The following is a 22,641-nucleotide window of genomic DNA, read 5'->3' as shown; positions in this document are numbered from 1 at the left end:
CACTGCGCCACGACCACGCGAGGCACGCCACAAGCGATCGCGGCACCGCCGGATCGAAACCCTCCGCGAGGCGGACCCGCGCCGTCCCGATCGGGGCCATCCGAGGCGGGGCCGCGGAGCGCGCGGCGCCGGTCAGAGCCGGTTGGTCTTGTTGTGGACGTCGAGGCACACGGCGGCGAGCAGGACGACGCCCTTGATCACCTGCTGCCAGTCGACGCCGATCCCCAGGATCGACATGCCGTTGTTCATGATGCCGATGATGAAGGCGCCGATCACGACGCCCGAGACCTTGCCGATGCCGCCCGCCGCCGAGGCGCCGCCGATGAAGCAGGCCGCGATCACGTCGAGCTCCATGCCGACGCCGGCCTTCGAGTTCGCGGTGTTGAGCCGGGCGACGAAGATCATGCCGGCGAGGCCCGCCAGCGCGCCCATGTTGGCGAAGGTCAGGAAGGTCAGCCGCTCGGTCTTGATGCCCGAGAGGCGCGCGGCCTTGATGTTCCCGCCCAGCGCGTAGATCCGGCGCCCGATCGTCGTCCGCGTCGTCACGAAGCCGTAGAGCGTCACCAGCGCCAGCAGCACGAGGAGCACGTTGGGCAGGCCCCGGTACGCGCTCATCTGCCAGGCGAAGGCCAGGATCAGGATGGCGGTCACGCCGTTGCGGCCGATGAACGCCGCCGGGGACTCGGCCGGGCTCCCGTTCCGCAGCCGCGCCTGCCGCCGTCGCCAGTTCAGCCCGGTCAGCGTCGCGACCAGCGCGGCGGCGATCAGGACGGCGGTCCAGGGTCCGGCGCCGTTGACGAGGAAGCCCTTGGCGAGGAGCTGGAACACCTCCGGGAACGGTCCGATGGAGGCCCCCTGCAGCAGCACCTGCGTCAGGCCGCGGAACACCATCATGCCGGCCAGGGTGACGATGAAGCTCGGGATGGCGAGGTAGGCCACGAAGTAGCCCTGCAGACCGCCGATGACCGCGCCCATCGCGAGGCACAGGAGGGCCGCCGAGAACGGGTCGACGTGGAAGCGGACCATCAGCAGGGCGGCGAGCGCCCCCACGAAACCGACCACCGAGCCGACCGACAGGTCGATATGCCCGGCCACGATGACCAGCAGCATCCCGAGCGCCATCACGACGACGTAGCTGTTCTGGAGGATCAGGTTGGTCAGGTTCAGCGGCTGGAACAGGACGCCGCCCGTCGCGACCTCGAAGAACAGCGTGATCGCCGCCAGCGCGACGACGAGCCCGTAGGCGCGCAGCGGCGCCATCGGCAGGCGGCCGCGCCGGACCCCGGCCGCACCCGCCGGGACGATGTCGTGGCCGGGGCTCACGGACTTGCTCACTGTGATGTCGGTCATCCGTTCGGCCCCCTGGAGCGCATGATCGCGCGCATGATCGCTTCCTGGCTGGCCTCGGCGCGGTCGAATTCGCCCACGAAGCGCCCCTCGTTCATCACGTAGATGCGGTCGCAGAGGCCGAGCAGTTCCGGCATCTCCGAGGAGATCAGGAGGACGCCGCGGCCGTCCTCGGCCAGCTCGTTGATGATGCTGTAGATCTCGTACTTCGCGCCGACATCGATGCCGCGGGTCGGCTCGTCGAGGATCAGCACCTTGGGCCGGGTGAACAGCCACTTGCTCAGCACGACCTTCTGCTGGTTGCCGCCCGACAGGTTCACGGTCTGCTGCGTCACCCCGACGGAGCGGATGCGCATCTTGGTGCGGTAGCCGGTCGCGACCCGGTGCTCGGCCGCCTCGTCGATCACCGCGGCGGTGGAGATCCCGGGCAGGTTCGCCAGGGTGGTGTTCCGGGCGATGTCCTCGCCCAGCACGAGCCCGAGCTGCTTGCGATCCTCGGTGACGTAGGCGAGGCCGGCCGCGATCGCCCGGTCGATCGTCGAGACGTCGACCTCGACACCCTCGATCCGGACCGTGCCCCGGATGTCCCGGCCGTAGGACCGGCCGAAGAGGCTCATGGCGAGCTCGGTCCGGCCCGAGCCCATCAGGCCCGCAATCCCGACGATCTCGCCCCGGCGCAGGCTCAGGTCGACGTCGCGCACCACCGCCCGGTCGGCGTGGACGGGGTGGTGGACCGTCCAGTCGCGCACCTCCATCAGCACCGCGCCGATCCGCGGCGTGCGGACCGGGTAGCGGCTCTCCAGCGTGCGGCCGACCATCGCCCGGATGATGCGGTCCTCGTCGATCGCGCCGCCGCGGCAGTCGAGGGTCTCGACGGTGCTGCCGTCGCGCAGGACCGTGATCCGGTCGGCCACCTTGGCGATCTCGTTCAGCTTGTGGGAGATCAGGATCGAGGCGATGCCCTGCGCCTTGAAGCGCAGCAGGAGCTGCAGCAGGGCCTCGCTGTCGGTCTCGCTCAACGACGCGGTCGGCTCGTCGAGGATCAGGAGCTTCACCTCCTTGGAGAGCGCCTTGGCGATCTCCACGAGCTGCTGCTTGCCGACCCCGAGATGGGTGACGAGGGTGTCGGGGCTCTCGTCGAGCCCCACCATCGCCATCAGTGCGCGGGCGCGGGCCTGGACACGATCCCGGTCGATGACCCCGAACCGGGCCGGCTCGTTGCCGAGGAAAATGTTCTCGGCGATCGACAGGTACGGCACCAGGGCGAGTTCCTGGTGGATGATCACGATGCCGAGGCGCTCGCTGTCCGTGATGTCCCGGAAGCGGCCCGGCCGCCCCTCGTAGGCGATGTCGCCCGTGTACGACCCGTAGGGATACACGCCGCTCAGCACCTTCATCAGCGTCGACTTCCCCGCGCCGTTCTCGCCGACCAGGGCGAGGATCTCGGCTGGCTCGACCGTCAGGTTGACGTCGGAGAGGGCCTTCACGCCGGGGAAGGTCTTGGTGATTCCCCGCATTTCGAGAACGGGCTGCATGCGGCGCCTACCAGCTCGGACTGCACGTTCGGCCCGCGCGACAGCCGTCGCGGCGGGGATCGGATCGGGCGGAGCGACCGGGCTCCGCCCCGGCATCGGTCACTTGAGCTGGTCGAGCGTGTAGTAGCCCGTGTCGATCAGGGCCGGCTTCCAGTTGGCCCGGGTGACGATCACCGGCGTGAGCAGGTAGGACGGGACGATCTTCTTGCCGTTGTCGTAGGTCTTCGCGTCGTTGACCTCGGGCTGTCGGCCCGCCTCGATGGCGTCGATCATCGCCACCGTCACCTTGGCCAGGTCCCGGGTGTCCTTGAAGATCGTCGCCGTCTGCTCACCGGCGATGATCGACTTGACCGATTGCAGCTCGGCGTCCTGGCCGCTGATCACCGGCAGCTTCACGCCGCCCGACCCGTAGCCCACGCTCTTCACCGACGAGAGGATCGCCGTCGAGATGCCGTCGTAGGGCGAGAGCACGGCATCCAGATGGGCGTTGCCGTAATAGGCCGAGAGCAGGTTATCCATCCGCGCCTGGGCGGTCGCGGCGTCCCAGCGCAGGGTGGACACCTTGTCCATGCCGAACTGGCCCGAGCGCACAACGAGCCTCTTCGCGTCGAGGTAGGGCTTCAGCACCGACAGGGCGCCGTCGTGGAAAAAGTATGCGTTATTGTCGTCGGGCGAACCGCCGAACAGTTCGATGTTGAAGGGCCCCTTCCCGTCCTTCAGGCCGAGGGCGTCGACGATGGATGTCGCCTGCTGAACGCCGACCTTGTAGTTGTCGAAGGTGGCGTAGTAATCGACGTTCGGCGTCCCCCGGATGAGCCGGTCGTAGGCGATGACCCTGACGCCGCGCTCGCTCGCTTTCGTCAGCACATCGCTGAGGGTCGTGCCGTCGATGGAAGCGATCACCAGGATCTTCACGCCGGTGGTGAGCATGTTCTCGATCTGGGCGAGCTGGGTCGGGATGTCGTCGTCCGCGTATTGCAGATCCGGCTTGTAGCCCTTGGCCTTCAGAAGTCTGACGATGTTGTTGCCGTCGTCGATCCAGCGCTGCGACGACTTGGTCGGCATGGCGACCCCGATCGGATCCCCGCCGGCCGCCTGCGCGGATGTCGCGGCGGACACGCCGAGGAGCGACAGGCCCAGGATGTATTTGAGAACCGTCTGCCTGGCGATCATAATCCCCCCTACCGCTTCACAGCCGGATTTCGACTTCACTCGAAGCGAGTCCGTGCTTCCGTTATTGTCGATTGACTATTTTTTATAGTTACAACGCGATGTTGGACTTACCCAGTCTATGGCCGACACCCATCCACTGCCCGTCCGAAGATCCCTGCGGGAGCCGATCCGGCAAGCTTGGCCGGGTTGGCAGGCAGAGGCGCGATTCGGGCGCCGCCGGCAGCCTCTTCGAGGGCCAAGCCCGCACCTTGCGAAGCTCGGGCATTCGATTTGTATGAGTTATAGAAGGGGCCGTCAATCGGCACGCGCGGCGCCCCGTCTCGCGGCGCGGTCTCAGGTGTGTGTGTGGAGCGCGCCGCGGGTTCAGGCCCGAGTTCGATCGCCGGTCGGCGCGATGGGGTCGCGCGGGCCACGGGGCGCGGCCGGCCGATCGGCACGGCGGCGACGACCGGTCCGCCCGATCGGATCCGGGCAGGCCGGATCCCGTGTCCGCACCGCCAAGCAGTTCAGCGCGGCGTCGCCGCGCGGGCCCGGAAACCGCGGTGTTTCAGCCGCGGCCGACGAACGGCATCTTGGTGGCCATGATGGTCATGAACTGCACGTTGGCCTCCAGCGGCAGGCTCGCCATGGACAGCACGGCCTGACCGACATGGTCCGGATCCATCACCGCCTCGGCCCGCAGGGAGCCGTCCGCCTGCGGGACGCCGGCCTTCATCTTGCCGCCCATGGGCGTGTCGGCGTTGCCGATATCGATCTGGCCGCAGGCGATGTCGTAGGCCCGGCCGTCGAGGGAGGTCGCCTTGGTCAGCCCGGTCACGGCGTGCTTGGTCGCCGTGTAGGCGATGGAGTTCGGTCGGGGCGCGTGGGCCGAGATCGAGCCGTTGTTGATGATCCGGCCGCCCCGGGGATCCTGGTCGCGCATGATCCGGAAGGCGTGCTGCGTGCACAGGAACAGCGCCGTGAGGTTGGTGTCGACCACCTGCCGCCAGGTCTCGAGGGGCAGATCCTCCAGCGGGACCGCCGGAGCGCCGATCCCGGCATTGTTGAACAGCAGGTCGAGCCGGCCGAACTCCGCCTTGGTGCGCGCGAACAGGGCGGCGATCGAGTCGGGATCGGTCACGTCGGTCGGGACCGCCACCGCCCCGTGACCGATCCGCGCGGCGACCTCCTCGAGGGGAGCCTGACGCCGTCCCGAGAGAACGACGCGCCATCCGGCGTCGGCGAGCGCCAGGGCGGCGGCCTTGCCGACACCCGTCCCGGCCCCGGTCACGATCGCGATCCGCTCAAGCCCCGACATGCGTTCCTCCCGGTTCCGGTGTTTCACCGCCTGTAGCGGATGGCCGCCGCCGCGCGAAGGCGTCGGCGTTTCAGATGCGGGCCGCGGTCACGGGGCGTACCGGCGGCCGCCATGCGCTATGGTGGTCGAAAGACACGGGGACGGGAACGGAACGATGGGGCAGGGTTCGTCGGCAGGCCTGCGCGGGACGAGCGACGCGGCGGTCCCGGCGTGAGCGCCCCCGAGATCCCGTTCCTCGCCGGCCTCGACGCGCCGGCAATCGCGGCCGTGCGGGCCCGGATGGAGCCTGTGGCGGTGCCGGGCGGCCGGACCCTGTTCGAGCAGGGCGAGACCGGGGACGCCCTGTACACGCTGGTCTCCGGCGCGGTCGGCGTCTCGGCCCGCGACCATGCCGGGCGGCCGACCCGGATCGCGCGCCTGCGGCCGCCCGAGACCTTCGGCGAGATGGCCCTGCTGTCGGACGCCCCGCGGGCGGCGACCGTTATGGCGCTGCGCGATTCGCACCTCCTGCAACTCACCCGCGACGCCTTCGAGGCGGTGATCGCCGAGCACCCGCACACGCTCCTCTACTTCGCCCGGATGCTCGCCGACCGCCTGCGGGCGATCTACGGCGGCCACTCGGTCCACCACGCACCGCGGATCTTCACGATCCTGGCCGTGACCGAGGGGCCCGATCCGGCGCGGGTGGCGCGGCAGCTCGCCGCCGCCTTCGACGCCCTGCTGCCCGGGAAGACCGGCTGCCTCACCGACTGGCCGGAGGGCGCCGACGAGGCGTGGTTCCAGGCCTTCGAGGGCGCCCACGCGCGCACGATCTTCGCGGCGCACGACATCGACTGCCCCTGGTGCCGGCAGAGCCAGCGGCGGGGCGACCATGTCCTGCTCCTCGCCGAGCCCGGCGCGCCGCCGCGGCCGGGCGCGGCGGCCTATCTCGACCGGGTGCGCTCCGACTGGATCCGCATGGACCTCGTCGTGCGCCAGGACCCCGCGGCCCGGCGCCCGAAGGCCCTGCATCCGGAGGTTGCCGCGCTGCCCGCGGCGATGCGCATCCAGGTCCGGGACGGCGACCGGGGGGATCTGCATCGCCTCGCGCGGCTCGCCAGCGGGTCGGCGCGCGGCCTCGTCCTCGGCGGCGGCGGGGCGCGGGGGCTCGCCCATCTCGGGGTGCTCAAGGCCCTCGACGAGGTGTCCTGCGCGCCCGACTTCGTGGGCGGGACCAGCATGGGCGCGATCATCGCGGCGAGCCTCGCCATGGGCTGGAGCGTCGCGGAGATCCAGGCCCAGATCGAGGCGTTCTTCGCCACCAGCAACCCGATCAACGACTACACGCTGCCGCTGCACGCGTTGACCCGCGGCGCCAAGGTCGATGCCGGCCTCGCGGCGCGCTACGGCGGCGTGCGCATCGAGGACCTCTGGCTGCCGTTCTTCTGCGTCTCGTCGAACCTGACGACCGGCAACACCATGGTGCACCGCTCGGGCGACCTGCCGAAGGCCCTGCGCGCCAGCATCGCGATCCCCGGCCTCCTGCCGCCCGTGCTGTGCGACGAGGGCGTCCTGGTCGACGGCGGCATGATGAACAACCTGCCGGCCGACGTCGCCGCCGAGCTGGAGCGCGGCCCGGTCCTGGCCGTCGATGTCGGGACCGACCGGGCGTTCCAGGACATGCCGCGGCGCGGGTGGAGCGGACGGCTCATGCGCAGGCTGATCGGCTCGCCGCTGGCGATGCCGGGCCTGGCCCCGCTGCTCCTGCGCGCCGCCACCGTGTCGAGCGACGCGCAGAGCCTGATGGCGGCGGCCCACGCGACCGCCGTGCTGAAGCCGCAGCTCTCCGGCATCGACCTGCGGGCGTGGTCGCGCTTCCGGGAATCGGCGGAGCTCGGCTACCGGGAGACCCGCGCGGGCATCGCGACCGGGACCCTCGCGCGCTGGCTCGATCCGATGCGCTGAACGGGTCCGCTGACCCGGTGCGCTGAGATGTCCGCGTGCGGCGGCGCACGCGCGGCGCCCGCGGCCCTGTAACCCGGACCATCCGCCGACGATCTCCGGTGTAACACGTCATCGGGAGACCGGAACCATGACCCATCCTGCCAAGACCCCGACCGGCGCCGTGCCCGGTTCCGCGCCGGACCGGCGCGCCGCGGCCGACCATTCCGGGCCGCACGCCCTCCTGCACGGCGCCGCCTTCGTGCTGCTGTGCCTCTGGACGCGGACCGCGCCAGAGCGTCTGCGCGACCAGCTCTCCCCGGACGCCGGCGACGGCGCCGCGCTCGGCTTCTGAACGGATCGGACCGGAGGACGCGCGCGTTCTCCGCCGCGGGGGAGCCGGACATGACGGAGCGCGCGCGAGGATGACCGTCGCGGGAGTGAGGTTTCGCCGGATCGCCCTGCCGGAGGTCGGCCTGCACGTGGCCGAGGCGGGTCCCGAGACGGGGCCGCCGACCATCCTGCTGCACGGCTTCCCGGAATCCTGGTACGGCTGGCGCCACCAGATCGGGCCGCTCGCCGAGGCGGGGCTGCGGATCATCGCGCCGGATCAGCGCGGCTACGGCCTCAGCGACAAGCCGGCGGAGATCGCCGCCTATCACCTGGACCGGCTGGCCGGCGACGTCCTGGCGTTGGCCGACGCCTACGGCGCGCCCACGGTGCGGCTCGTCGGCCACGACTGGGGTGGCCTCGTCGCTTGGTGGGTGGCGAGCCGCCACCCCGAGCGGATCGACCGGCTGGCGATCCTCAACGCGCCGCATCCCGCGATCGTCGGCGCCTACATGCGCCGCCATCCCGGTCAGTGGCTGCGCAGCACCTATGTGGGCCTCTTCCAGCTCCCGCGCCTGCCCGAGCGGCTGCTCACGGCGGATCGCGGCCGGGCCCTGCGGCGCGCGCTGACGACCTCCAGCCGGCCCGGCACCTTCGCGCAGGCCGATCTCGACCATTACGTCGCGGCGTGGCTCCGGCCCGGCGCGATGACCGGCATGCTGAACTGGTACCGGGCCCTGGTGCAGCTGCCCCGGGCGCGGCCGCCGCGGGTGCGCGTGCCGGTGCTGATCCTCTGGGGGCGACGGGACACGGCGCTGCAGCCCGGCTTGGCGGAGGCGAGCCTCGCGTACTGCGACACTGGCCGGCTCCGCTGGTACGAGCGGGCCAGCCACTGGCTCGCCCACGAGGAGCCCGAGGCGGTCAACGCCGACCTCGGCGCGTTCCTCCGCTAGCCGCCTTGCACCCGCGTGGAAGCGGGCCGGTCCACGCGGGCAAGTTGTAGAGCGATATTCAATGCACGGCCGGATCTCGCAAGTCTCCGCGCCGGCGCGTGCGGACGCGCGTCGGGCGATGCGGTAATCCGTTCGCTTCTCGGAAGCCACGTACTATTTTTCGCTCGCCGCTCCGGAACATGACGAGCACTTGTCACTTGGTGGTGGCCCATGAGGGCTGATCGGAGCTACTCCACGATGTCTTTTCGTTCTTTCCTGACCGCGGGTGTGGTCTTCGGCGGCCTCCTGGCGGGAACCGTCGCGTCGCAGGCCGCGCCCGCGATCGCGCAGCCCGGCTTCGCCGGATCCGACATGGTCGAGACCGTGGCGATGCATCGCCATCACCGCATGCATCATCACCGGATGCACCGCCATCACTCGACCCGGCACGAGCGCCGGATGCGGCGCATGAACACGATGCGCCACGGCAACCCGAACGCCCGCAACCCGTCGCGCCCGGGCTACCAGCAGCAGCTCGGCAACACCACGGGCGGCCCGCGCTACTGACATCGCGACCGCGCCCGGATCCCGCGCAGGCTGTGGCGGATCCGGGCGCCATCCACCGGCGATGCGGCGTCCGGGCGCCTTCTCCCCAGGCGCATCGGTTCGCCCGGCCTGATTCGCCGGCGTCGCTCTGCTAAGAGGCGGCATGGCCAGAACCGCCGTCCGCCCCGCCGCCGACACGACGCCCACGCCCGGCCTGGACCCGGCCGGCGCGACGCCGATGATGGCGCAGTACATCGAGATCAAGGCCGCCAATCCGGACTGCCTGCTGTTCTACCGGATGGGCGACTTCTACGAGCTGTTCTTCGAGGACGCCGAGATCGCGTCCCGGGCCCTCGGCATCGTCCTGACGAAGCGCGGCAAGCACGCGGGCGGCGAGATCCCGATGTGCGGCGTGCCGGTCGACCGGTCCGACGACTATCTCAACCGCCTCATCGCCCTCGGCCACCGCGTGGCGGTGTGCGAGCAGACCGAGGATCCGGCCGAGGCCAAGAAGCGCGGGCCGAAATCCGTGGTCCGCCGCGAGGTCGTGCGGCTCGTCACCCCCGGCACGATCACCGAGGACCGGCTCCTCGACCCCGCCCGCGCCAACCTCCTCCTGGCCATCGGCCGCCGGAAGACGGGGGAGGGGGCGGTCGCCTACGGCCTCGCCGCGGTGGACATCTCCACGGGCCGCTTCTCCCTCAGCGAGGTCGCGGGCGGCGACCTGTCCGGCGCCATCGCCCGGCACGACCCGCGGGAGATCGTCCTGTCGGAGGCGATCCACGCCGATCCGGCCCTCGCGCGGCTCTGGCAGGAGAGCCGCGCCGCCGTCGTGCCCCTCGCGCAGGCCGAGCTCGAGCCCGCGGCCGCCGAGCGGCGCCTGCGCGAGCAGTACGGGGTCTCCACCCTGGAGGGGTTCGGCCAGTTCACCCGGGCCGAGATCGCGGCCGCCGGGGCGGCGCTGCTCTACATCGCCCGGACGCAGCTCGCGGCCCGTCCGCCCCTGGCGGTTCCGACCCGCGAGGATGGCGGCGCCACCCTGGCGATCGACGCGGCGACGCGGACCAACCTCGAACTCACCCGCACCCTGTCGGGGGAGCGCGCCGGGAGCCTCCTCGCCACGATCGACCGGACCGTGACGGCGAACGGGGCGCGGCTGCTCGCCGAGCACCTCGCGGGCCCGTTGACCCATCTCGACGCCATCGCCCGGCGGCACGCCGCGGTGGCGTATCTGGTGGAGGACGCGCGCCTGCGCGGCTTCCTGCGCGACGCCCTGGCCCGCGCGCCCGACCTCGCGCGGGCGCTCTCGCGGACGGGGCTCGGTCGCGCGGGTCCTCGGGACCTCGCGGCCATCCGAGACGGCCTCGCGGTCGCGGCGGATCTCGGCGCGCGCCTCGCCGCCATGAACGGCCTCCCGGCGGAACTCGCCCGGCTGGCCGAGCATCTGGCCGAGGCCGACCGGGCGCTCATCGCGACCCTGGCGGCGGCGCTCGCCGACGAGCTGCCCCTGAGCCGGCGCGACGGCGGCTTCGTCCGCACGGGCTACCACCCGGAGATCGACGAGGCGCGGACCCTCGGACAGGATTCCCGCAAGGTGATCGCGGCCCTTCAGGCGCGCTACGCCGAGCAGACCGGCTGCCGGACCCTGCGGATCAAGCACAACAACCTGCTTGGCTACTTCATCGAGGTCCCGCAATCGGTCGGCGAGGCCTGCCTGAAGGGCCTGCAGAGCGAGTTCGTCCATCGCCAGACCATGGTGGACGCGATGCGCTTCACCAGCGTCGAGCTGGGCGAGCTCGAATCGAAGATCTCGGGCGCCTCCGACCGGGCCCTGGCCCTGGAGGCCGCCGTCTTCGACGACCTCGCGGCCCGCGTGCTGGCCCAGGCCGAGCCCGTCGCCGAGGTGGCCGAGGCGCTGGCCGGGCTCGACGTAGCGGCGAGCCACGCGGAACTCGCCGTCGAGCTCGACTGGCGGCGTCCCGTGGTCGACGACTCGCTCAGCTTCGTCGTGGTCGGCGGCCGCCACCCGGTGGTCGAGGCGGCCCTGCGCCGGGCCGGCGAGCCGTTCATCGCCAACGACTGCGACCTGTCCGGCGACACGCGCGGCCGGATCCGCCTGATCACCGGCCCCAACATGGGCGGCAAGTCGACCTTCCTGCGCCAGAACGCGCTGATCGCGGTGCTCGCCCAGATCGGCGCCTTCGTGCCGGCCGCGGAGGCGCGGATCGGCCGGGTCGACCGGCTGTTCTCCCGCGTCGGCGCCGCTGACGATCTCGCCCGGGGGCAATCGACCTTCATGGTCGAGATGGTCGAGACCGCGGCGATCCTCAACCAGGCGACCCGGCGCTCCCTGGTGATCCTGGACGAGATCGGCCGCGGCACCGCGACCTTCGACGGCCTGTCGATCGCCTGGGCCTGCCTGGAGCACCTCCACGAGGTGAATGCCTGCCGGGCGCTGTTCGCCACGCATTTCCACGAGCTGACGGCGCTGGGCGACCGGCTGGCGCGGCTGGAGAACGCCACCCTGAAGGTGGCCGAGCACCGGGACGGCGTCGTGTTCCTGCACGAGGTCGTGCCGGGCGTCGCCGAGCGCAGCTACGGGCTGCAGGTGGCACGGCTCGCCGGCCTCCCGGGCAGCGTCGTGACCCGGGCCGGGGCGATCCTCAAGAGCCTGGAGAAGGCCGAGCGCGGCCGTCCCGCCCGCGCCCGGATCGACGACCTGCCGCTCTTCGCGGCCCTCGCGCCACCCCCGCCGCCGGAGCCGCCGCCGGAGGATCCGCTGGGCGCGCTGCTCGACGGGATCGACCCGGACGCGCTGACGCCGCGCGAGGCGCTGGACGCGCTGTACCGGCTGAAGCGCGAGCGGGCGGCGCGGGGCTGAGACCCGTGGGCCGCGCGCCGGGGGCCTGACCCGAAGAATCTCAGACGGGCGCGGGCGAGAAACCGTCCGGGCAGGCCGGCCCGTCGCGGCCGGCCCGGCGATCGGCCACGTAGTCGAGGGTGCTGGCCACGACGCGCTCGGAATAAGGCTTGGCGATCACCCCGATCGCGCCGGCGAAATCGGCCGGGATGCGCTTGGCGTTGGCGGTCATGAACACCACGGTGGTGCGCCGGTCGGCCGACAGCGCCCGGGCCACGTCGATGCCGGTCGGGCCGTCGACGAGGTGGATGTCGACGAGGGCGACGTCGGGCGCCGTGGACCGGCCCATCGCGATGGCCTCCGTCGCGTTGCCGGCGACGCCGACGGTGACGTGCCCGAGATCGTCCAGCAGGCATTCCAGCTCGAGGGCGATCAGGGCCTCGTCCTCCACCACGAGGATGCGGAGGGCGGCGTCCGCGGCGGCGTTCCCGGTCCCCATGCGCTCTTCGTCCTCCGGCCCCGCGGCCGACGAGCTTGATGCCTCCACGTCGATTTCTCAAGCCGGCTGCTGGAGCGGGATGTCGATCTCGACGGTCGTGCCCGGGCCGGCATCCGCCCAGGCGATGGTCCCGCGCATCTGCCGGACGACCATCTCCACGAGATTGCGCCCGAACCCCGCCGGGTTCGGGGCCGCCGCGCCGACGCCGACGCCGTCGTCGCGGATCGTCATGTGCATCCCGCCCTCGGTGCGGCGGGCGACGATCGACACGCGCCCCTCGCGCTCGCCCGGGAAGGCGTGGCGCAGGGCGTTGGCCGTCAGTTCGTGGATCATCAGCGCGAGAGGCGCCGCCATCGCGGCGGCCACCGCGATCGGCTCGACGTCGGCCTCCACCCGGCGCCGCTCCGGGTCCAGGCCGGCATTCATGTCGGCCAGGAACTCGGCCGCGAAGTCGCCGAGGTTGAAGTGCGTGCAGTCGCCCTCGGAGTAGAGCATCCGGTGCGCCGTCGAGAGGGCGCCGATCCGCTCGGCCATGCCCTGGAGCGCGTCGCGCGCCTCGCCCTCGGGCGTGCGCCGCGCCTTCAGGAGCATCAGCGACGAGATCACCTGGAGATTGTTCTTCACCCGGTGGTCGACCTCGTGCAGCAGGGCGGTCTTCTGCTCCAGCGCCGATGTCAGGTCCTGGGTCCGCGCCGCGACGAGGCGCTCCAGCTCGTCGTTGGTGCCGCGCATCGACACTTCCATCTGGTGGACATGGGTCATGTCCGCCTGCGCGGCGTAGAAGTAGGCGAGCCCCTCAGCGTCGCGCACCGGCGTGATGGTCATCGCGTTCCAGAACGACGACCCGTCCTTGCGATAGTTGAGCAGCTCCACCGAGATCGCCTCGGCGGACTCGACGGCCGCGCGGATGCGCTGGATCGTCGACCGGTCCGTGGCCGGCCCCTGCAGCATGCGGCAGTTGCGCCCGACGATCTCGTCGGCGGCGTAGCCGGTGGCGTTCAGGAAGGCGTCGTTCGCCCAGGCGATCGGGTTGTCGGGCGCACGCGCATCGGTGATGACCATCGGCGACGGGCTCGACGCGAACGCGTCGACCAGCGTCGCGAGGGGCGGACCGGTCTCGGATCGGGCACTCAACGCATCATTCCACAGTCAGGCGGTGGCCCCGTTCGTCCGGCGGCGCCACCGTCGCGCTCCGACCGCGGGACGTGGACACCGCGTTAAGCAAGCTTCTACCAAGATTGGGGCGCAAGACAGCACGATCCAGCGGAGACAGGTGCGGCGTAAGGCTGCCACGATTTCGCGGGATCAAGGCCACGAACGCTCAGGAGTTCCATGCCATGGCGAACCAGCCACAGGCGACGCGTCGCTTCCGGCTCCGCGACATCGTCGAGGACCGGCGGATCGCGCTCATGCTGGCACTCGGATTCTCGTCCGGACTGCCGCTGCTCCTGGTGCTGGGGACGTTCACGCTCCGCCTCGCCTTCTCGGACATCGACGTCCGGGCGATCGGCCTCTTCAGCTACGTGGCGCTGCCCTACTCGCTGAAGTTTCTCTGGGCGCCCGCGATCGACCGCCTGAACGTGCCGGTGCTGAGCGCCCGGCTCGGGCGCCGCCGCGCCTGGATGGTGACGACGCAGGCCGCGGTCGCCCTGTGCCTGATCCTGATGGCCTTCTCGGACCCGAAGACCAACCTCGCGCTCCTCGGGCTCGGGGCCTTCCTGGTGGCGTTCTGCGCGGCCAGCCAGGACGTCGTGATCGACGGTTGGCGCATCGACGCCGCCGGCAGCGACTTCCAGGGCATCCTGGCGGCGACCTCGAACCTCGGCTACCGCCTCGGCCTGATCAGCGCCGGCGCGGGCGCGCTGTTCATCGCCTCCGCGGGGGGCTGGACGCTGGCCTACCTGATCATGGCCGCCCTCATGCTGGTCGGGATGATCGCCGCCCTGCTGGCCCCGGCCTTCGACAGACCGCGCGCGGCCCCCGCCGAGACGCCCGGCCGGTCCCGGTTCTGGTCGATGCGCCGCGCCATCCTGGAGCCGCTGACCGAGCTGCACGGCCGGTTCGGCGGCGCGCTCTGGGGCATCCTCCTGCTCGTGGCCCTGTTCCGGCTGCCCGACTTCCTGTCCGGCGTCATGGCGAGCCCGCTCTACCGGACGCTGGGCTTCGACCTGAAGGAGATCGCCACCGTCACCAAGCTCTACGGCATCTGGGTCGGCATCGCGGGCGGCTTCGCGGGCGGCTGGGCGCTGGCCCGGTTCGGCCTGTTCCCGACGCTGCTGCTCGGCGCCTTCCTGGCCGCCGCCTCCCACCTCGCCTTCGCGTGGCTGGCGGCCGGCGCGCCCGAGATCTGGCGCCTGACCGTGGCCATCTCGATCGAGAACTTCTGCGGCTCCTTCGCGGGGATCGTGCTGATCGCCTACATGTCGAGCCTCACCAGCCCGGCCTACGCGGCGACGCAGTACGCGCTGTTCTCCTCGCTCTACGCGCTGCCGGGCAAGCTGATCGCGGGCTCGTCGGGCTTCGTGGTCGCGGCGATCGGCTACCCGGCCTTCTTCGTCATGACCTCCCTCGTGGGAATCCCCGTCCTCGTGCTCTGCCTCGCGGTCGGGCGGCGGAGCGGTCGGGTGGAGGCCGCGGCCCCGGCGCGGGACGCCCAGGAGCCGGGGAACCGCATCCCGGGGCCCGAGCTTCCTACCACGGCGCGCGCCCCCGGGGCGGCGTGAGCGGGACAGATCCAGGGATCGACGGATGAGCACGAGCGACCTCACCCGCGCCGGCGAGACGCTGCCGGCGGAGACGCCAGAGACGGTTCTGAGCGACGCGGACCTCGCCGCCCTGCGCCGCGCCGTGGAGGTGCTGGAGCGACCGAGCCTCGCGGCGCGGCTCTCCGCGGCGGCCGGCGCGCCCCTCGACATTATCGGCCGGTCGCTGCCGGCCCCGGTCACCGAGGCGGTGAGCCGCAGCACCGAGGTGGCCATGCGGGGAGCTCTGCGCGTCGCGCTGGCGACGCTGCCGCGCAAGGAACTCGTCCCCGCCGAGGGCGAGGGTCTCGGCGGCGTGGCCGCGAAGGCCGAGAGCCGTCTCGCGCGGCTGCTCGGCTCGGGCGACGCCAAGCACAAGGCGATGGCGGCGCTCTCGGGCGCGGTCGGCGGCGCGTTCGGCCTCGCGACGCTGGCGGTCGAGCTGCCGGTCTCGACCACGCTGATGCTGCGCTCGATCGCCGAGATCGCCCGGGAGGAGGGGGAGGATCTCGAGACCCCCGAAGGCGCGCTCGCCTGCGTGCAGGTCTTCGCCCTCGGCGGCCGGGCCATGGCGGAGACCGAGGCGGGCTCGGCGCTCACCGAGAGCGGCTACTTCGCGGTCCGCGCCGCGCTGGCCAAGACCCTGTCGGAGGCGGCCCGCTACGCCGGGAGCAAGACGCTCCTCGACCAGTCGGCGCCGGCGCTGATCCGCTTCACCGCGCAGATCGCCGCGCGCTTCGGCCTCGTGGTCTCCCAGAAGGTCGCCGCCCAGGCGGTGCCGATCCTCGGCGCCTTCGGCGGGGCGGCGGTCAACACCGCCTTCATGAACCACTTCCAGTCGACCGCGCGGGCGCATTTCACCGTGCGCCGCCTGGAGCGCGCCTACGGCGCCGCCGCCGTGCGGGCCGCCTACGAGGTCGAGAAGGCGGCGCTCGGGATCGCTTGATCCGCCCGCGGTAAAGCCGCAAGGATCCGCGCCATCCGCACGGGGCGGAGGCACGGAGGCGGCTCTGATCGGCAACGGCGAGATGGTGGCCCGGCTGGCGCTGGCGGCCCTGTTCGGCAGCGTGGTCGGCCTGGAGCGCGAGCGCCTGCTCTGGGCGGCCGGCCTGCGGACCCACATGCTGGTCTGCGTCGGCTCCTGCCTGATCATGCTGGTCTCGGCCTTCGGCTTCGCCGACGTGCTGGGCGCCGAGCACGTGGTGCTCGATCCCTCCCGTATCGCCGCGCAGGTCGTCTCCGGCATCGGCTTCCTCGGCGCGGGGACGATCCTGCTCCGCGGCGAGGTGGTGAAGGGCCTCACTACGGCCGCGAGCCTGTGGGGGGTGGCGGCGATCGGGCTGGCGATCGGCAGCGGCCTCTACGTGCCGGCGCTCGCCGCGACGGCGCTCATCGTCGGCATCCTGGCCGGCGTGAAGCCCTTCGAGGAGCGCTGGCGCGACCGGATGCGCGCCCAGACGCTGCGGCTGACCGCCAAGCGCGGCACCATGTCGATCGACACCCTCCAGGCGGCGACCGGCGAGCGTGCCTCGCGCGTCCGGACCTTCACGGTCCATCCGGGCCCCGACCCCGACCACGACGAGGTCACCGTCACCTTCGTGCGCCTGTCGCGGACGAGCTTCGAGACCATCGCGGCGAAGCTGCGGGCGATGCCGGACGTCACCTCCGTCGACGTGGCGGAGAGCTGACGACGCGTGCCGCCGGGGCTCAGAGCGCCCCGGCGCCCTCGCCGTCGAGGAACAGACGGTAGGCCGGGTTCGCGGTCTCGTCGGTGGCCGGGTAGCCGAGCGCCTCGATGACGGCGTCGAAGCGGGCGCGCTCGGCCGGCGGCACCGCGATCCCGGCGAGCACCCGGCCGTAATCGGCGCCGTGGTTGCGGTAGTGGAACAGCGTGATGTCGAAGTCCGGGCCCAGCGCTTCGAGGAACTTCATCAGCGCGCCCGGCCGCTCCGGGAACTGGAAGCGGAACAGGCGCTCGTGCGCCACCCCCACGGCCCGGCCGCCGACCATGTAGCGGACATGGACCTTGGCCATCTCGTTGTCGCTCATGTCGAGGACGCGGTAGCCGGCGTCGCGCAGGGAGCCGATCAGCGCCTGCTTCTCGCGCTTGCCGCCGCCGACGTTGATGCCCACGAAGATCTGCGCCTCGGAGCCCGGGGCGTGGCGGTAGTTGAACTCGGTGACGGCGCGCGGGCCGAGGGCCTGGATGAAGGCGCGATAGGCGCCCGGACGTTCCGGGATGGTCACGCCGATCAGGACCTCGCGCTGCTCGCCGATCTCCGCGCGCTCGGCGATGTGGCGCAGGCGATCGAAGTTCAGGTTTGCTCCCGACGAGATGGCGATCAGCGTGCCGTCGCCGCCCTCCCGCTCGGCGTACATCTTGGCGCCGGCGAGGCTCAGCGCCCCGGAGGGCTCGGACACCGCGCGGGTGTCGTCGAAGATGTCCTTGACCGCGGCGCACATGGCGTCGGTGTCCACGGTGATGACCTCGTCGAGGTGCTCGCGGCAGAGCCGGAAGGTCTCCTCGCCGGCCTGCCGCACGGCGACACCGTCGGCGAACAGGCCGACGCTCGGCAGGCTGACCCGGGTGTCGGCCGCGAGCGCGGCGGCCATGCAGGCGGCGTCCTCGGGCTCGACGCCGATCACCTTGGTGCCGGGCCGCAGGTACTTCACGAAGGTGGCGATCCCGGCGGCCAGCCCGCCGCCGCCCACCGGCACGAAGATCGCCTCGATCGGGCCGGTATGCTGCTCCAGGATCTCCTTGCCGATGGTGCCCTGGCCGGCGATCACGTCCGGATCGTCGAAGGGGTGCAGGAAGGTCAGGCCCTGCTCGGCCTCGAGGATCTTGGCCTGCGCCAGGGCCTCGTCGAAGGCGTCGCCGTGCAGCACGACCTCGGCCCCGCGCGCCCGGCAGGCATCGACCTTGATCGAGGGGGTGGTGCGCGGCATCACGATGACGGCCCGCGCGCCGAGCTTGGCGGCGGCGAGGGCGACGCCCTGGGCGTGGTTGCCCGCCGAGGCGCAGACGACGCCGCGGGCGATCTGGTCGGGGCGCAGGCCCGACATCTTGTTGTAGGCGCCGCGCAGCTTGAACGAGAAGACCGGCTGGAGATCCTCGCGCTTGAGCAGGACCGGCCGGCCGAGCCGCTGCGTCAGGCGCGGCATCGGATCGAGGGGGCTCTCGATCGCGACGTCGTAGACGCGGGCGGTGAGGATCTTGCGGATGTAGTCCGTCACGGTGTGCAGTCTCGGCCGATGCGCGGGGCGATGCCGGCCAGATAGACCCTCCGGCCCGCGGATGCGAGCGCGCCCCGCGCGCGGCAGGTCAGCCGAGACGGTCCACCAGCGCCGCCACCCAGACGAGCAGCGCCGCCATCTGCGCCATGAAGGTGCCGGCGGAGGCGAGGTCCTTCACGGTCCCGATCATCGGGTGATGGCCCGGATGGACGTGGTCGCAGAGCTTCTCGACGGCGGTGTTCAGGAACTCCGCGGCCAGCATCAGCAGCAGGCTGACCATCAGGGCGACGCGCACCCAGAGCGTCGCGCCGAGGAACAGCGCGACCGGGATCCCGAGCGCCAGGAGCACGAGTTCCTGGCGCACGGCCCGCTCGGTGCGCGCGCCGTGGCGCAGGCCGCGCCAGGAATTGAGGAAGGCGAGGACCAGGGCGTTCATCGGATGGCGGCCTCCGGCACGGACCGGCTGATCCACTTGGCGAGCAGCGGGCCGGTGAGCAGCACCACGAACAGGCGCAGGGTCTGGACGGCCAGCACGAAGGAGACGTCCGCCTTCGAGCCGACCGCGATGATCGCCACCGAGTCGAGGCCGCCGGGGCTCGTGGCGAGGATGGCGGTCAGCAGGTCGATGGGCAGCAGGAGGGTCAGCCCCCAGCCCCACGCCGCGCAGAGGGCGATGACCGAGAAGGTCGCCGCCAGGATGCCCGGCAGGGCGGTGACGGTCAGGCGCAGCGTCTCGCGGGTGAAGCGCAGCCCCACGTAGATGCCGATGCAGGCGTAGGCGAGTTCGAGGAGCGGCACCGGCAGCGCCATCCGGACGAGCCCGGTGGCGTGGAGCAGGCTGCCCAGCACCATCGGCCCGATCTGCGCGCCGGCCGGAACCCGCAGGGCGAGCGCCGCGCCCGCGCCGACGACGGCGACCGCCAGCGTCGCCAGCAGCGAGAGCGGACCGGTGACCTCGCCGGCGCCGGACGACGCCCCCGGGACCGGGGCCTCCATCAGGAAGCGGGCCGCCAGCGAGGCCGAGAACACCACGGCGGCGACGCGCACGTACTGCATGAAGGCGACGAGGCGCGGATCGGCGCCGAAATCCTCGGCCATCGCCACCATGGCGGAGGCGCCCCCGGGGGACGAGCCCCAGGCCGCGGTGGTCCCGGGGAGCACGCGCAGGCGGGTCAGGATCCAGCCGACGAGGCCGCTGACCGCGACGGTGACCAGCACGACCGCGACGATGAGCGGCCCGTCCTCCATCAGGGTCTGGGCGATCTGCCCGGTGACGGCGTGCGCGACGAGGCAGCCGATCGCCGCCTGGGAGGCCTGGAACGCGGGCCGCGGGACGCGCAGGCGCGAGCCGCCGACGCCGAAGGCGATGGCCGCGATCATCGGCCCGAGCAGCAGCGCGGCCGGGAACTGCGCCTGCATCAGGCCGTACGACACGGCCGCCGACGCGGCGGCGAGGGCGGCCCAGAGGCCGAGGGTGCGGAGAGGGGGCAAGGCGACCGATCGGGAGAGGCCCGCTTCAGCCGGCAGGCGTCAGGCGCGCGCTATACCGCAATATTGGCCCTGTCACGGCAGAGTTTCGGCACGGCGCCCCCGCGCGGAATTCAGGGCTCGCGCGTGAGGGCCGCGAAGGCGGCGTCGAGGCGCGCCCGGGCGTCGGCCAGGCCCTTGCGGCGGGCGTCGAGCCAGTCGCGGTCGGTCCGCAGCCGCGCCTGCGCGGCGCCCAGCATCCGCCGGACCTCCGCGGGCTGCGGGCCGCCGAGCCCCTTCGCGGCGTCGATCATGCCGCGGGCCGACAGCGCCGCCCGGAAGCGGGCCTCGTCGAGGGGCAGGTCCGGCTTCAGCCCCGACCCCGCCGCGGCCTCGGCGTAGATGCGCCGCACCTCCGGGAAGGGCAGGTCGGCCGGGCGCAGGTCGTGGCTGCGGCCGTAGCTCACGAGCTCGGACGCGAAGTGGTGGCCGAGCCGGAACGGCACGTCGGCCTCGCGCTGGAGCGTGTCGGCGAGCTCGGTGGTGGTGGAATAGTCCGCCGCGACCTCGTCGGCGGCGCGCGCCCGGTCCACAACCAGCCCGTCGAGGACGCGAGTCCAGCGCCGGCACATCTCGGCGGCCTCGGCCAGGGTCCGCCCCGGCGGCTCGGCCTGGTTGCGCTTGTAGTCCGGCATGCCGGAATCGACGTTGTGCGCCATGATGACGAAGGCCTGGGCGGCCCCCACGACGTCGCTGGCCTTCATGCGCAGGCTGTAGAGTGCGACGGGGTTGCGCTTCTGCGGCATGATGCTGCTCGGCCCGGTGAGCGCGCCCTCCCGCAGCAGGATCCAGGGCCGGGTCTGGTGGTACTGCGCGTAGAGATCCTGCGCGAAGCTGCCGGCCGTGGTGGCGAGGTTCGCCGCGAGCCCGGTCAGCTCGAGCCCCATGTCCATGGGCGCGAGCTGGCCGGAATCGTAGCTGTTCTCCACCGGCGCGTCGAAGCCGAGCAGCGCCGCCAGCCTCTCGCGATCCACCGGGAAGCTCGACGTGCCGAGGGCGGCCGCGCCCAGGGGCGACAGGTTCAGCCGCGCCCAGGTCTCCCGGAGGCGGTCGGCATCGCGGGCGAGGACGGATGCGTAGCCCAGGTAGACGTGGCCGAGCGTCGTCGGCTGGGCCTGCACCCCGTTGGTGTAGGCCGGGACGATCGTGTCGGCCTCGCGCTCGGCCACTGCCAGCAGGGCCGCCCGGGTCTCGTCGAGCGCCTTGGCCAGGTTCAGGAGACGGTCCCGCTGCTCGAGCTTCAGCACCGTCGGGATGATGTCCTGGCGGCTGCGCCCGGAATGCATCCGCGTGGCGTCGGCCCCCGCGATGGCGGTGATCAGCGGCTCGATCCGCAGGTAATCGTCCGGCCGCTCGGCGCCCGGCTTGGCGGCGTCGGCGGCGACCTGGTCGAGGGCGCGGGCGACGGTCGCGCCCAGCGCCCGCGGCACGATGCCGGTCTCCACCGTCATCACCAGGGAGGCGCGGTTGATCTGGTCGATCCGGGCGAAGCTGTCCTTCGGCTCGGCCCGCGCGCCCGCGGGGATCAGCAGCCCCAGTACGGCCCAGACCATCGTGCGCCGCATCGAACCGCTCCCTGTCGTCACCCGTCCTGATAGACCGGTCGCGGCCCCTCTTCCTATTCACAACCGCTCAAGGTGGGCGTCCGCGGCGGCTCAGGCGACGGCCTCCCCGTCGCGGCAGGCGGCCGTGCCCGCTGGCGCGTGCGCCCGGAAGAAGGCGGCCAGGCTCGCGAGGCCGGCGGCCCGCGGATCGCTCGCGCGCCAGACCAGCGCGATGGTCCGACCGGGACCGTCGACGTCGAAAGCGCGGGTCACCGTCAGGCCGCTGGGATCGGGGCTCGCCGGCACCGCCAGGGCCGGGAGCAGCGTGTACCCGGCGCCCGCCGCCACCATCGAGCGGAGCGTCTCCAGGCTGGTCGCGTGGCGGCCGACCGAGGAACCGGCGCCGCAGGCCGCGATCGTCTGGTCGCGCAGGCAGTTGCCCTCGTCGAGGAGCAGCAGGTCCGGCCCCGCGATCTCGTTGGCGGAGAGCGCGCCGCCCCGGGCGAGGGTGTGCTCGGCCGGGCAGGCGAGCCAGAACGGTTCCACGAAGAGCGGCGAGACCGCGAGCCCGTGCGACGGCAGCGGCAGCGAGACCAGGGCCGCGTCGATGCGACCGTCGCGCAGACCCTCGACGATGTCGGCCGTGCGCGATTCCGACAGCGAGAGCATCAGCAGCGGGTACTGCTCGCGCAGGGGCCGCAGCACCAGCGGGAAGAAGTAGGGGCCGAGCGTCTGGATCGCCGCCAGCACGAGGCGCCCGGTGAGCGGCGAGCCGCGCCCCTCGCTGGCCAGGGCCAGGAGCCGCTGCGCCTCCGCCAGGACGACCCGCGCCTGCCGGACGATGGCCTGGCCCGCCTCGGTGAGCAGGATCCGCCGGTTCGAGCGCTCGAACAAAGTCAGGCCGAGCGCGGTTTCCAGCTTACGGACCTGCACGCTCAGCGTCGGCTGGCTGACGTTGCAGCGCTCGGCAGCCCGGCCGAAATGCCCCTCGTCGGCGACGGCGACGACGTATTCGAGATCGCGGAGGGAGAGGCCGGCCAGATTCATAGGCTGCGTCTATCAGAACCTTTGTGACGATGCATTTGCCTCGGGGTCACGCCCCGGTCATAACCCTTCACCAGAACGGTTCCAGGCTGACCCCGCTGTCCACCGA

General features: G+C 72.2%; 19 protein-coding genes. 8 read left to right on the top strand and 11 right to left on the bottom strand.

The annotated features are described in order from the left end of the window. Window positions 1-132 precede the first annotated feature (132 nt). From mmsB to BLW78_RS12990, 4 genes are all read right to left on the bottom strand, one after another. On the bottom strand, window positions 133-1,260 hold the full coding sequence (gene mmsB / locus BLW78_RS13005) for a multiple monosaccharide ABC transporter permease (protein ID WP_244526938.1): 1,128 nt from the start codon (window positions 1,258-1,260) through the stop codon (window positions 133-135). Between the two features lie 86 nt (window positions 1,261-1,346). After that, the gene (gene mmsA, locus BLW78_RS13000) at window positions 1,347-2,882 is read right to left on the bottom strand and encodes a multiple monosaccharide ABC transporter ATP-binding protein (RefSeq protein ID WP_091680076.1); all 1,536 of its coding nucleotides are present in this window, start codon (window positions 2,880-2,882) and stop codon (window positions 1,347-1,349) included. Window positions 2,883-2,981: 99 nt separating this feature from the next. Next, window positions 2,982-4,055 (bottom strand): multiple monosaccharide ABC transporter substrate-binding protein, encoded by a 1,074-nt coding sequence (gene chvE, locus BLW78_RS12995; RefSeq protein ID WP_091680074.1) that lies wholly within the window; start codon window positions 4,053-4,055, stop codon window positions 2,982-2,984. Window positions 4,056-4,602: 547 nt separating this feature from the next. Further along, window positions 4,603-5,352, bottom strand: a complete 750-nt coding sequence (locus BLW78_RS12990) for an SDR family oxidoreductase (protein ID WP_056522513.1) — start codon at window positions 5,350-5,352, stop codon at window positions 4,603-4,605. A 210-nt stretch (window positions 5,353-5,562) separates the two neighbouring features. On the opposite strand from BLW78_RS12990, the gene BLW78_RS12985 reads away from it, so the two are divergent. The 5 genes from BLW78_RS12985 (at window position 5,563) to mutS (ending at window position 11,961) form a co-directional block, all read left to right on the top strand. Beyond that, window positions 5,563-7,296, top strand: a complete 1,734-nt coding sequence (locus BLW78_RS12985; protein ID WP_091680071.1) for a patatin-like phospholipase family protein — start codon at window positions 5,563-5,565, stop codon at window positions 7,294-7,296. A gap of 127 nt (window positions 7,297-7,423) precedes the next feature. Further along, window positions 7,424-7,627 (top strand): hypothetical protein, encoded by a 204-nt coding sequence (locus BLW78_RS12980; protein ID WP_020093487.1) that lies wholly within the window; start codon window positions 7,424-7,426, stop codon window positions 7,625-7,627. A gap of 70 nt (window positions 7,628-7,697) precedes the next feature. Next, window positions 7,698-8,555, top strand: a complete 858-nt coding sequence (locus BLW78_RS12975) for an alpha/beta fold hydrolase (protein WP_091680068.1) — start codon at window positions 7,698-7,700, stop codon at window positions 8,553-8,555. Window positions 8,556-8,792: 237 nt separating this feature from the next. Continuing rightward, the gene (locus tag BLW78_RS12970; RefSeq protein WP_026604979.1) at window positions 8,793-9,101 is read left to right on the top strand and encodes a hypothetical protein; all 309 of its coding nucleotides are present in this window, start codon (window positions 8,793-8,795) and stop codon (window positions 9,099-9,101) included. Window positions 9,102-9,243: 142 nt separating this feature from the next. Beyond that, window positions 9,244-11,961 carry a DNA mismatch repair protein MutS gene (gene mutS / locus BLW78_RS12965; protein ID WP_091680065.1) on the top strand — a complete coding sequence of 906 codons (2,718 nt, stop codon included), beginning with the start codon at window positions 9,244-9,246 and terminating at the stop codon, window positions 11,959-11,961. A 40-nt stretch (window positions 11,962-12,001) separates the two neighbouring features. Here mutS and BLW78_RS12960 read toward each other — a convergent pair whose 3' ends face one another. Beyond that, window positions 12,002-12,439 (bottom strand): response regulator, encoded by a 438-nt coding sequence (locus BLW78_RS12960; RefSeq protein ID WP_020093483.1) that lies wholly within the window; start codon window positions 12,437-12,439, stop codon window positions 12,002-12,004. Window positions 12,440-12,496: 57 nt separating this feature from the next. After that, window positions 12,497-13,573 (bottom strand): histidine kinase dimerization/phosphoacceptor domain -containing protein, encoded by a 1,077-nt coding sequence (locus BLW78_RS12955; RefSeq protein ID WP_091680062.1) that lies wholly within the window; start codon window positions 13,571-13,573, stop codon window positions 12,497-12,499. 203 nt (window positions 13,574-13,776) lie between these two features. Here BLW78_RS12955 and BLW78_RS12950 point away from each other — a divergent pair, with 203 nt between their 5' ends. The 3 genes from BLW78_RS12950 to BLW78_RS12940 all read left to right on the top strand — a co-directional run bounded on the left by BLW78_RS12950 (window position 13,777) and on the right by BLW78_RS12940 (window position 16,868). Continuing rightward, window positions 13,777-15,162, top strand: coding sequence for an AmpG family muropeptide MFS transporter (locus tag BLW78_RS12950; RefSeq protein WP_056522528.1), 1,386 nt, complete (start codon window positions 13,777-13,779; stop codon window positions 15,160-15,162). A gap of 25 nt (window positions 15,163-15,187) precedes the next feature. Beyond that, window positions 15,188-16,126: an EcsC family protein gene (locus tag BLW78_RS12945; protein WP_091680060.1), complete on the top strand. Its 939-nt coding sequence runs from the start codon at window positions 15,188-15,190 to the stop codon at window positions 16,124-16,126. An 82-nt stretch (window positions 16,127-16,208) separates the two neighbouring features. Then, window positions 16,209-16,868, top strand: coding sequence for an MgtC/SapB family protein (locus tag BLW78_RS12940; RefSeq protein ID WP_082557725.1), 660 nt, complete (start codon window positions 16,209-16,211; stop codon window positions 16,866-16,868). 19 nt (window positions 16,869-16,887) lie between these two features. On the opposite strand, the gene ilvA is transcribed toward BLW78_RS12940, so the two are convergent. From ilvA to BLW78_RS12915, 5 genes are all read right to left on the bottom strand, one after another. After that, window positions 16,888-18,480: a threonine ammonia-lyase, biosynthetic gene (gene ilvA / locus BLW78_RS12935; protein ID WP_280142463.1), complete on the bottom strand. Its 1,593-nt coding sequence runs from the start codon at window positions 18,478-18,480 to the stop codon at window positions 16,888-16,890. Between the two features lie 25 nt (window positions 18,481-18,505). Beyond that, a complete protein-coding gene (locus BLW78_RS12930; RefSeq protein WP_020093477.1) occupies window positions 18,506-18,853 on the bottom strand; it encodes a diacylglycerol kinase in 348 nt (115 codons plus the stop codon). Continuing rightward, window positions 18,850-19,908, bottom strand: coding sequence for an AbrB family transcriptional regulator (locus BLW78_RS12925; RefSeq protein WP_091680054.1), 1,059 nt, complete (start codon window positions 19,906-19,908; stop codon window positions 18,850-18,852). Before BLW78_RS12925 ends, BLW78_RS12930 begins: the two co-directional genes overlap by 4 nt. Window positions 19,909-20,018: 110 nt before the next feature. Beyond that, on the bottom strand, window positions 20,019-21,509 hold the full coding sequence (locus tag BLW78_RS12920) for an argininosuccinate lyase (RefSeq protein ID WP_091680052.1): 1,491 nt from the start codon (window positions 21,507-21,509) through the stop codon (window positions 20,019-20,021). A 90-nt stretch (window positions 21,510-21,599) separates the two neighbouring features. Continuing rightward, entirely contained in the window at window positions 21,600-22,535 is a 936-nt protein-coding gene (locus tag BLW78_RS12915; protein WP_056522542.1) for a LysR substrate-binding domain-containing protein, read from the bottom strand. Window positions 22,536-22,641: the final 106 nt, after the last annotated feature.

It is taken from the genome of Methylobacterium sp. 275MFSha3.1 (assembly GCF_900108435.1).
Classification (GTDB): Bacteria; Pseudomonadota; Alphaproteobacteria; order Rhizobiales; family Beijerinckiaceae; genus Methylobacterium.
This window is presented reverse-complemented; position numbering and strand designations above follow the sequence as displayed.

Excerpts from the sequence above, each read along its gene's own strand:
- BLW78_RS12940 (WP_082557725.1), top strand. The coding sequence starts at position 16,209 with ATGGTGGCCCGGCTGGCGCTGGCGGCCCTGTTCGGCAGCGTGGTCGGC.
- mmsB (WP_244526938.1), bottom strand. The coding sequence starts at position 1,260 with ATGGCGCCGCTGCGCGCCTACGGGCTCGTCGTCGCGCTGGCGGCGATC.
- BLW78_RS12980 (WP_020093487.1), top strand. The coding sequence starts at position 7,424 with ATGACCCATCCTGCCAAGACCCCGACCGGCGCCGTGCCCGGTTCCGCG.
- BLW78_RS12970 (WP_026604979.1), top strand. The coding sequence starts at position 8,793 with ATGTCTTTTCGTTCTTTCCTGACCGCGGGTGTGGTCTTCGGCGGCCTC.
- mmsA (WP_091680076.1), bottom strand. The coding sequence starts at position 2,882 with ATGCAGCCCGTTCTCGAAATGCGGGGAATCACCAAGACCTTCCCCGGC.
- BLW78_RS12915 (WP_056522542.1), bottom strand. The coding sequence starts at position 22,535 with ATGAATCTGGCCGGCCTCTCCCTCCGCGATCTCGAATACGTCGTCGCC.
- mutS (WP_091680065.1), top strand. The coding sequence starts at position 9,244 with ATGGCCAGAACCGCCGTCCGCCCCGCCGCCGACACGACGCCCACGCCC.
- BLW78_RS12990 (WP_056522513.1), bottom strand. The coding sequence starts at position 5,352 with ATGTCGGGGCTTGAGCGGATCGCGATCGTGACCGGGGCCGGGACGGGT.
- BLW78_RS12950 (WP_056522528.1), top strand. The coding sequence starts at position 13,777 with ATGGCGAACCAGCCACAGGCGACGCGTCGCTTCCGGCTCCGCGACATC.
- BLW78_RS12960 (WP_020093483.1), bottom strand. The coding sequence starts at position 12,439 with ATGGGGACCGGGAACGCCGCCGCGGACGCCGCCCTCCGCATCCTCGTG.
- BLW78_RS12920 (WP_091680052.1), bottom strand. The coding sequence starts at position 21,509 with ATGCGGCGCACGATGGTCTGGGCCGTACTGGGGCTGCTGATCCCCGCG.
- BLW78_RS12930 (WP_020093477.1), bottom strand. The coding sequence starts at position 18,853 with ATGAACGCCCTGGTCCTCGCCTTCCTCAATTCCTGGCGCGGCCTGCGC.
- BLW78_RS12945 (WP_091680060.1), top strand. The coding sequence starts at position 15,188 with ATGAGCACGAGCGACCTCACCCGCGCCGGCGAGACGCTGCCGGCGGAG.
- chvE (WP_091680074.1), bottom strand. The coding sequence starts at position 4,055 with ATGATCGCCAGGCAGACGGTTCTCAAATACATCCTGGGCCTGTCGCTC.
- BLW78_RS12975 (WP_091680068.1), top strand. The coding sequence starts at position 7,698 with ATGACCGTCGCGGGAGTGAGGTTTCGCCGGATCGCCCTGCCGGAGGTC.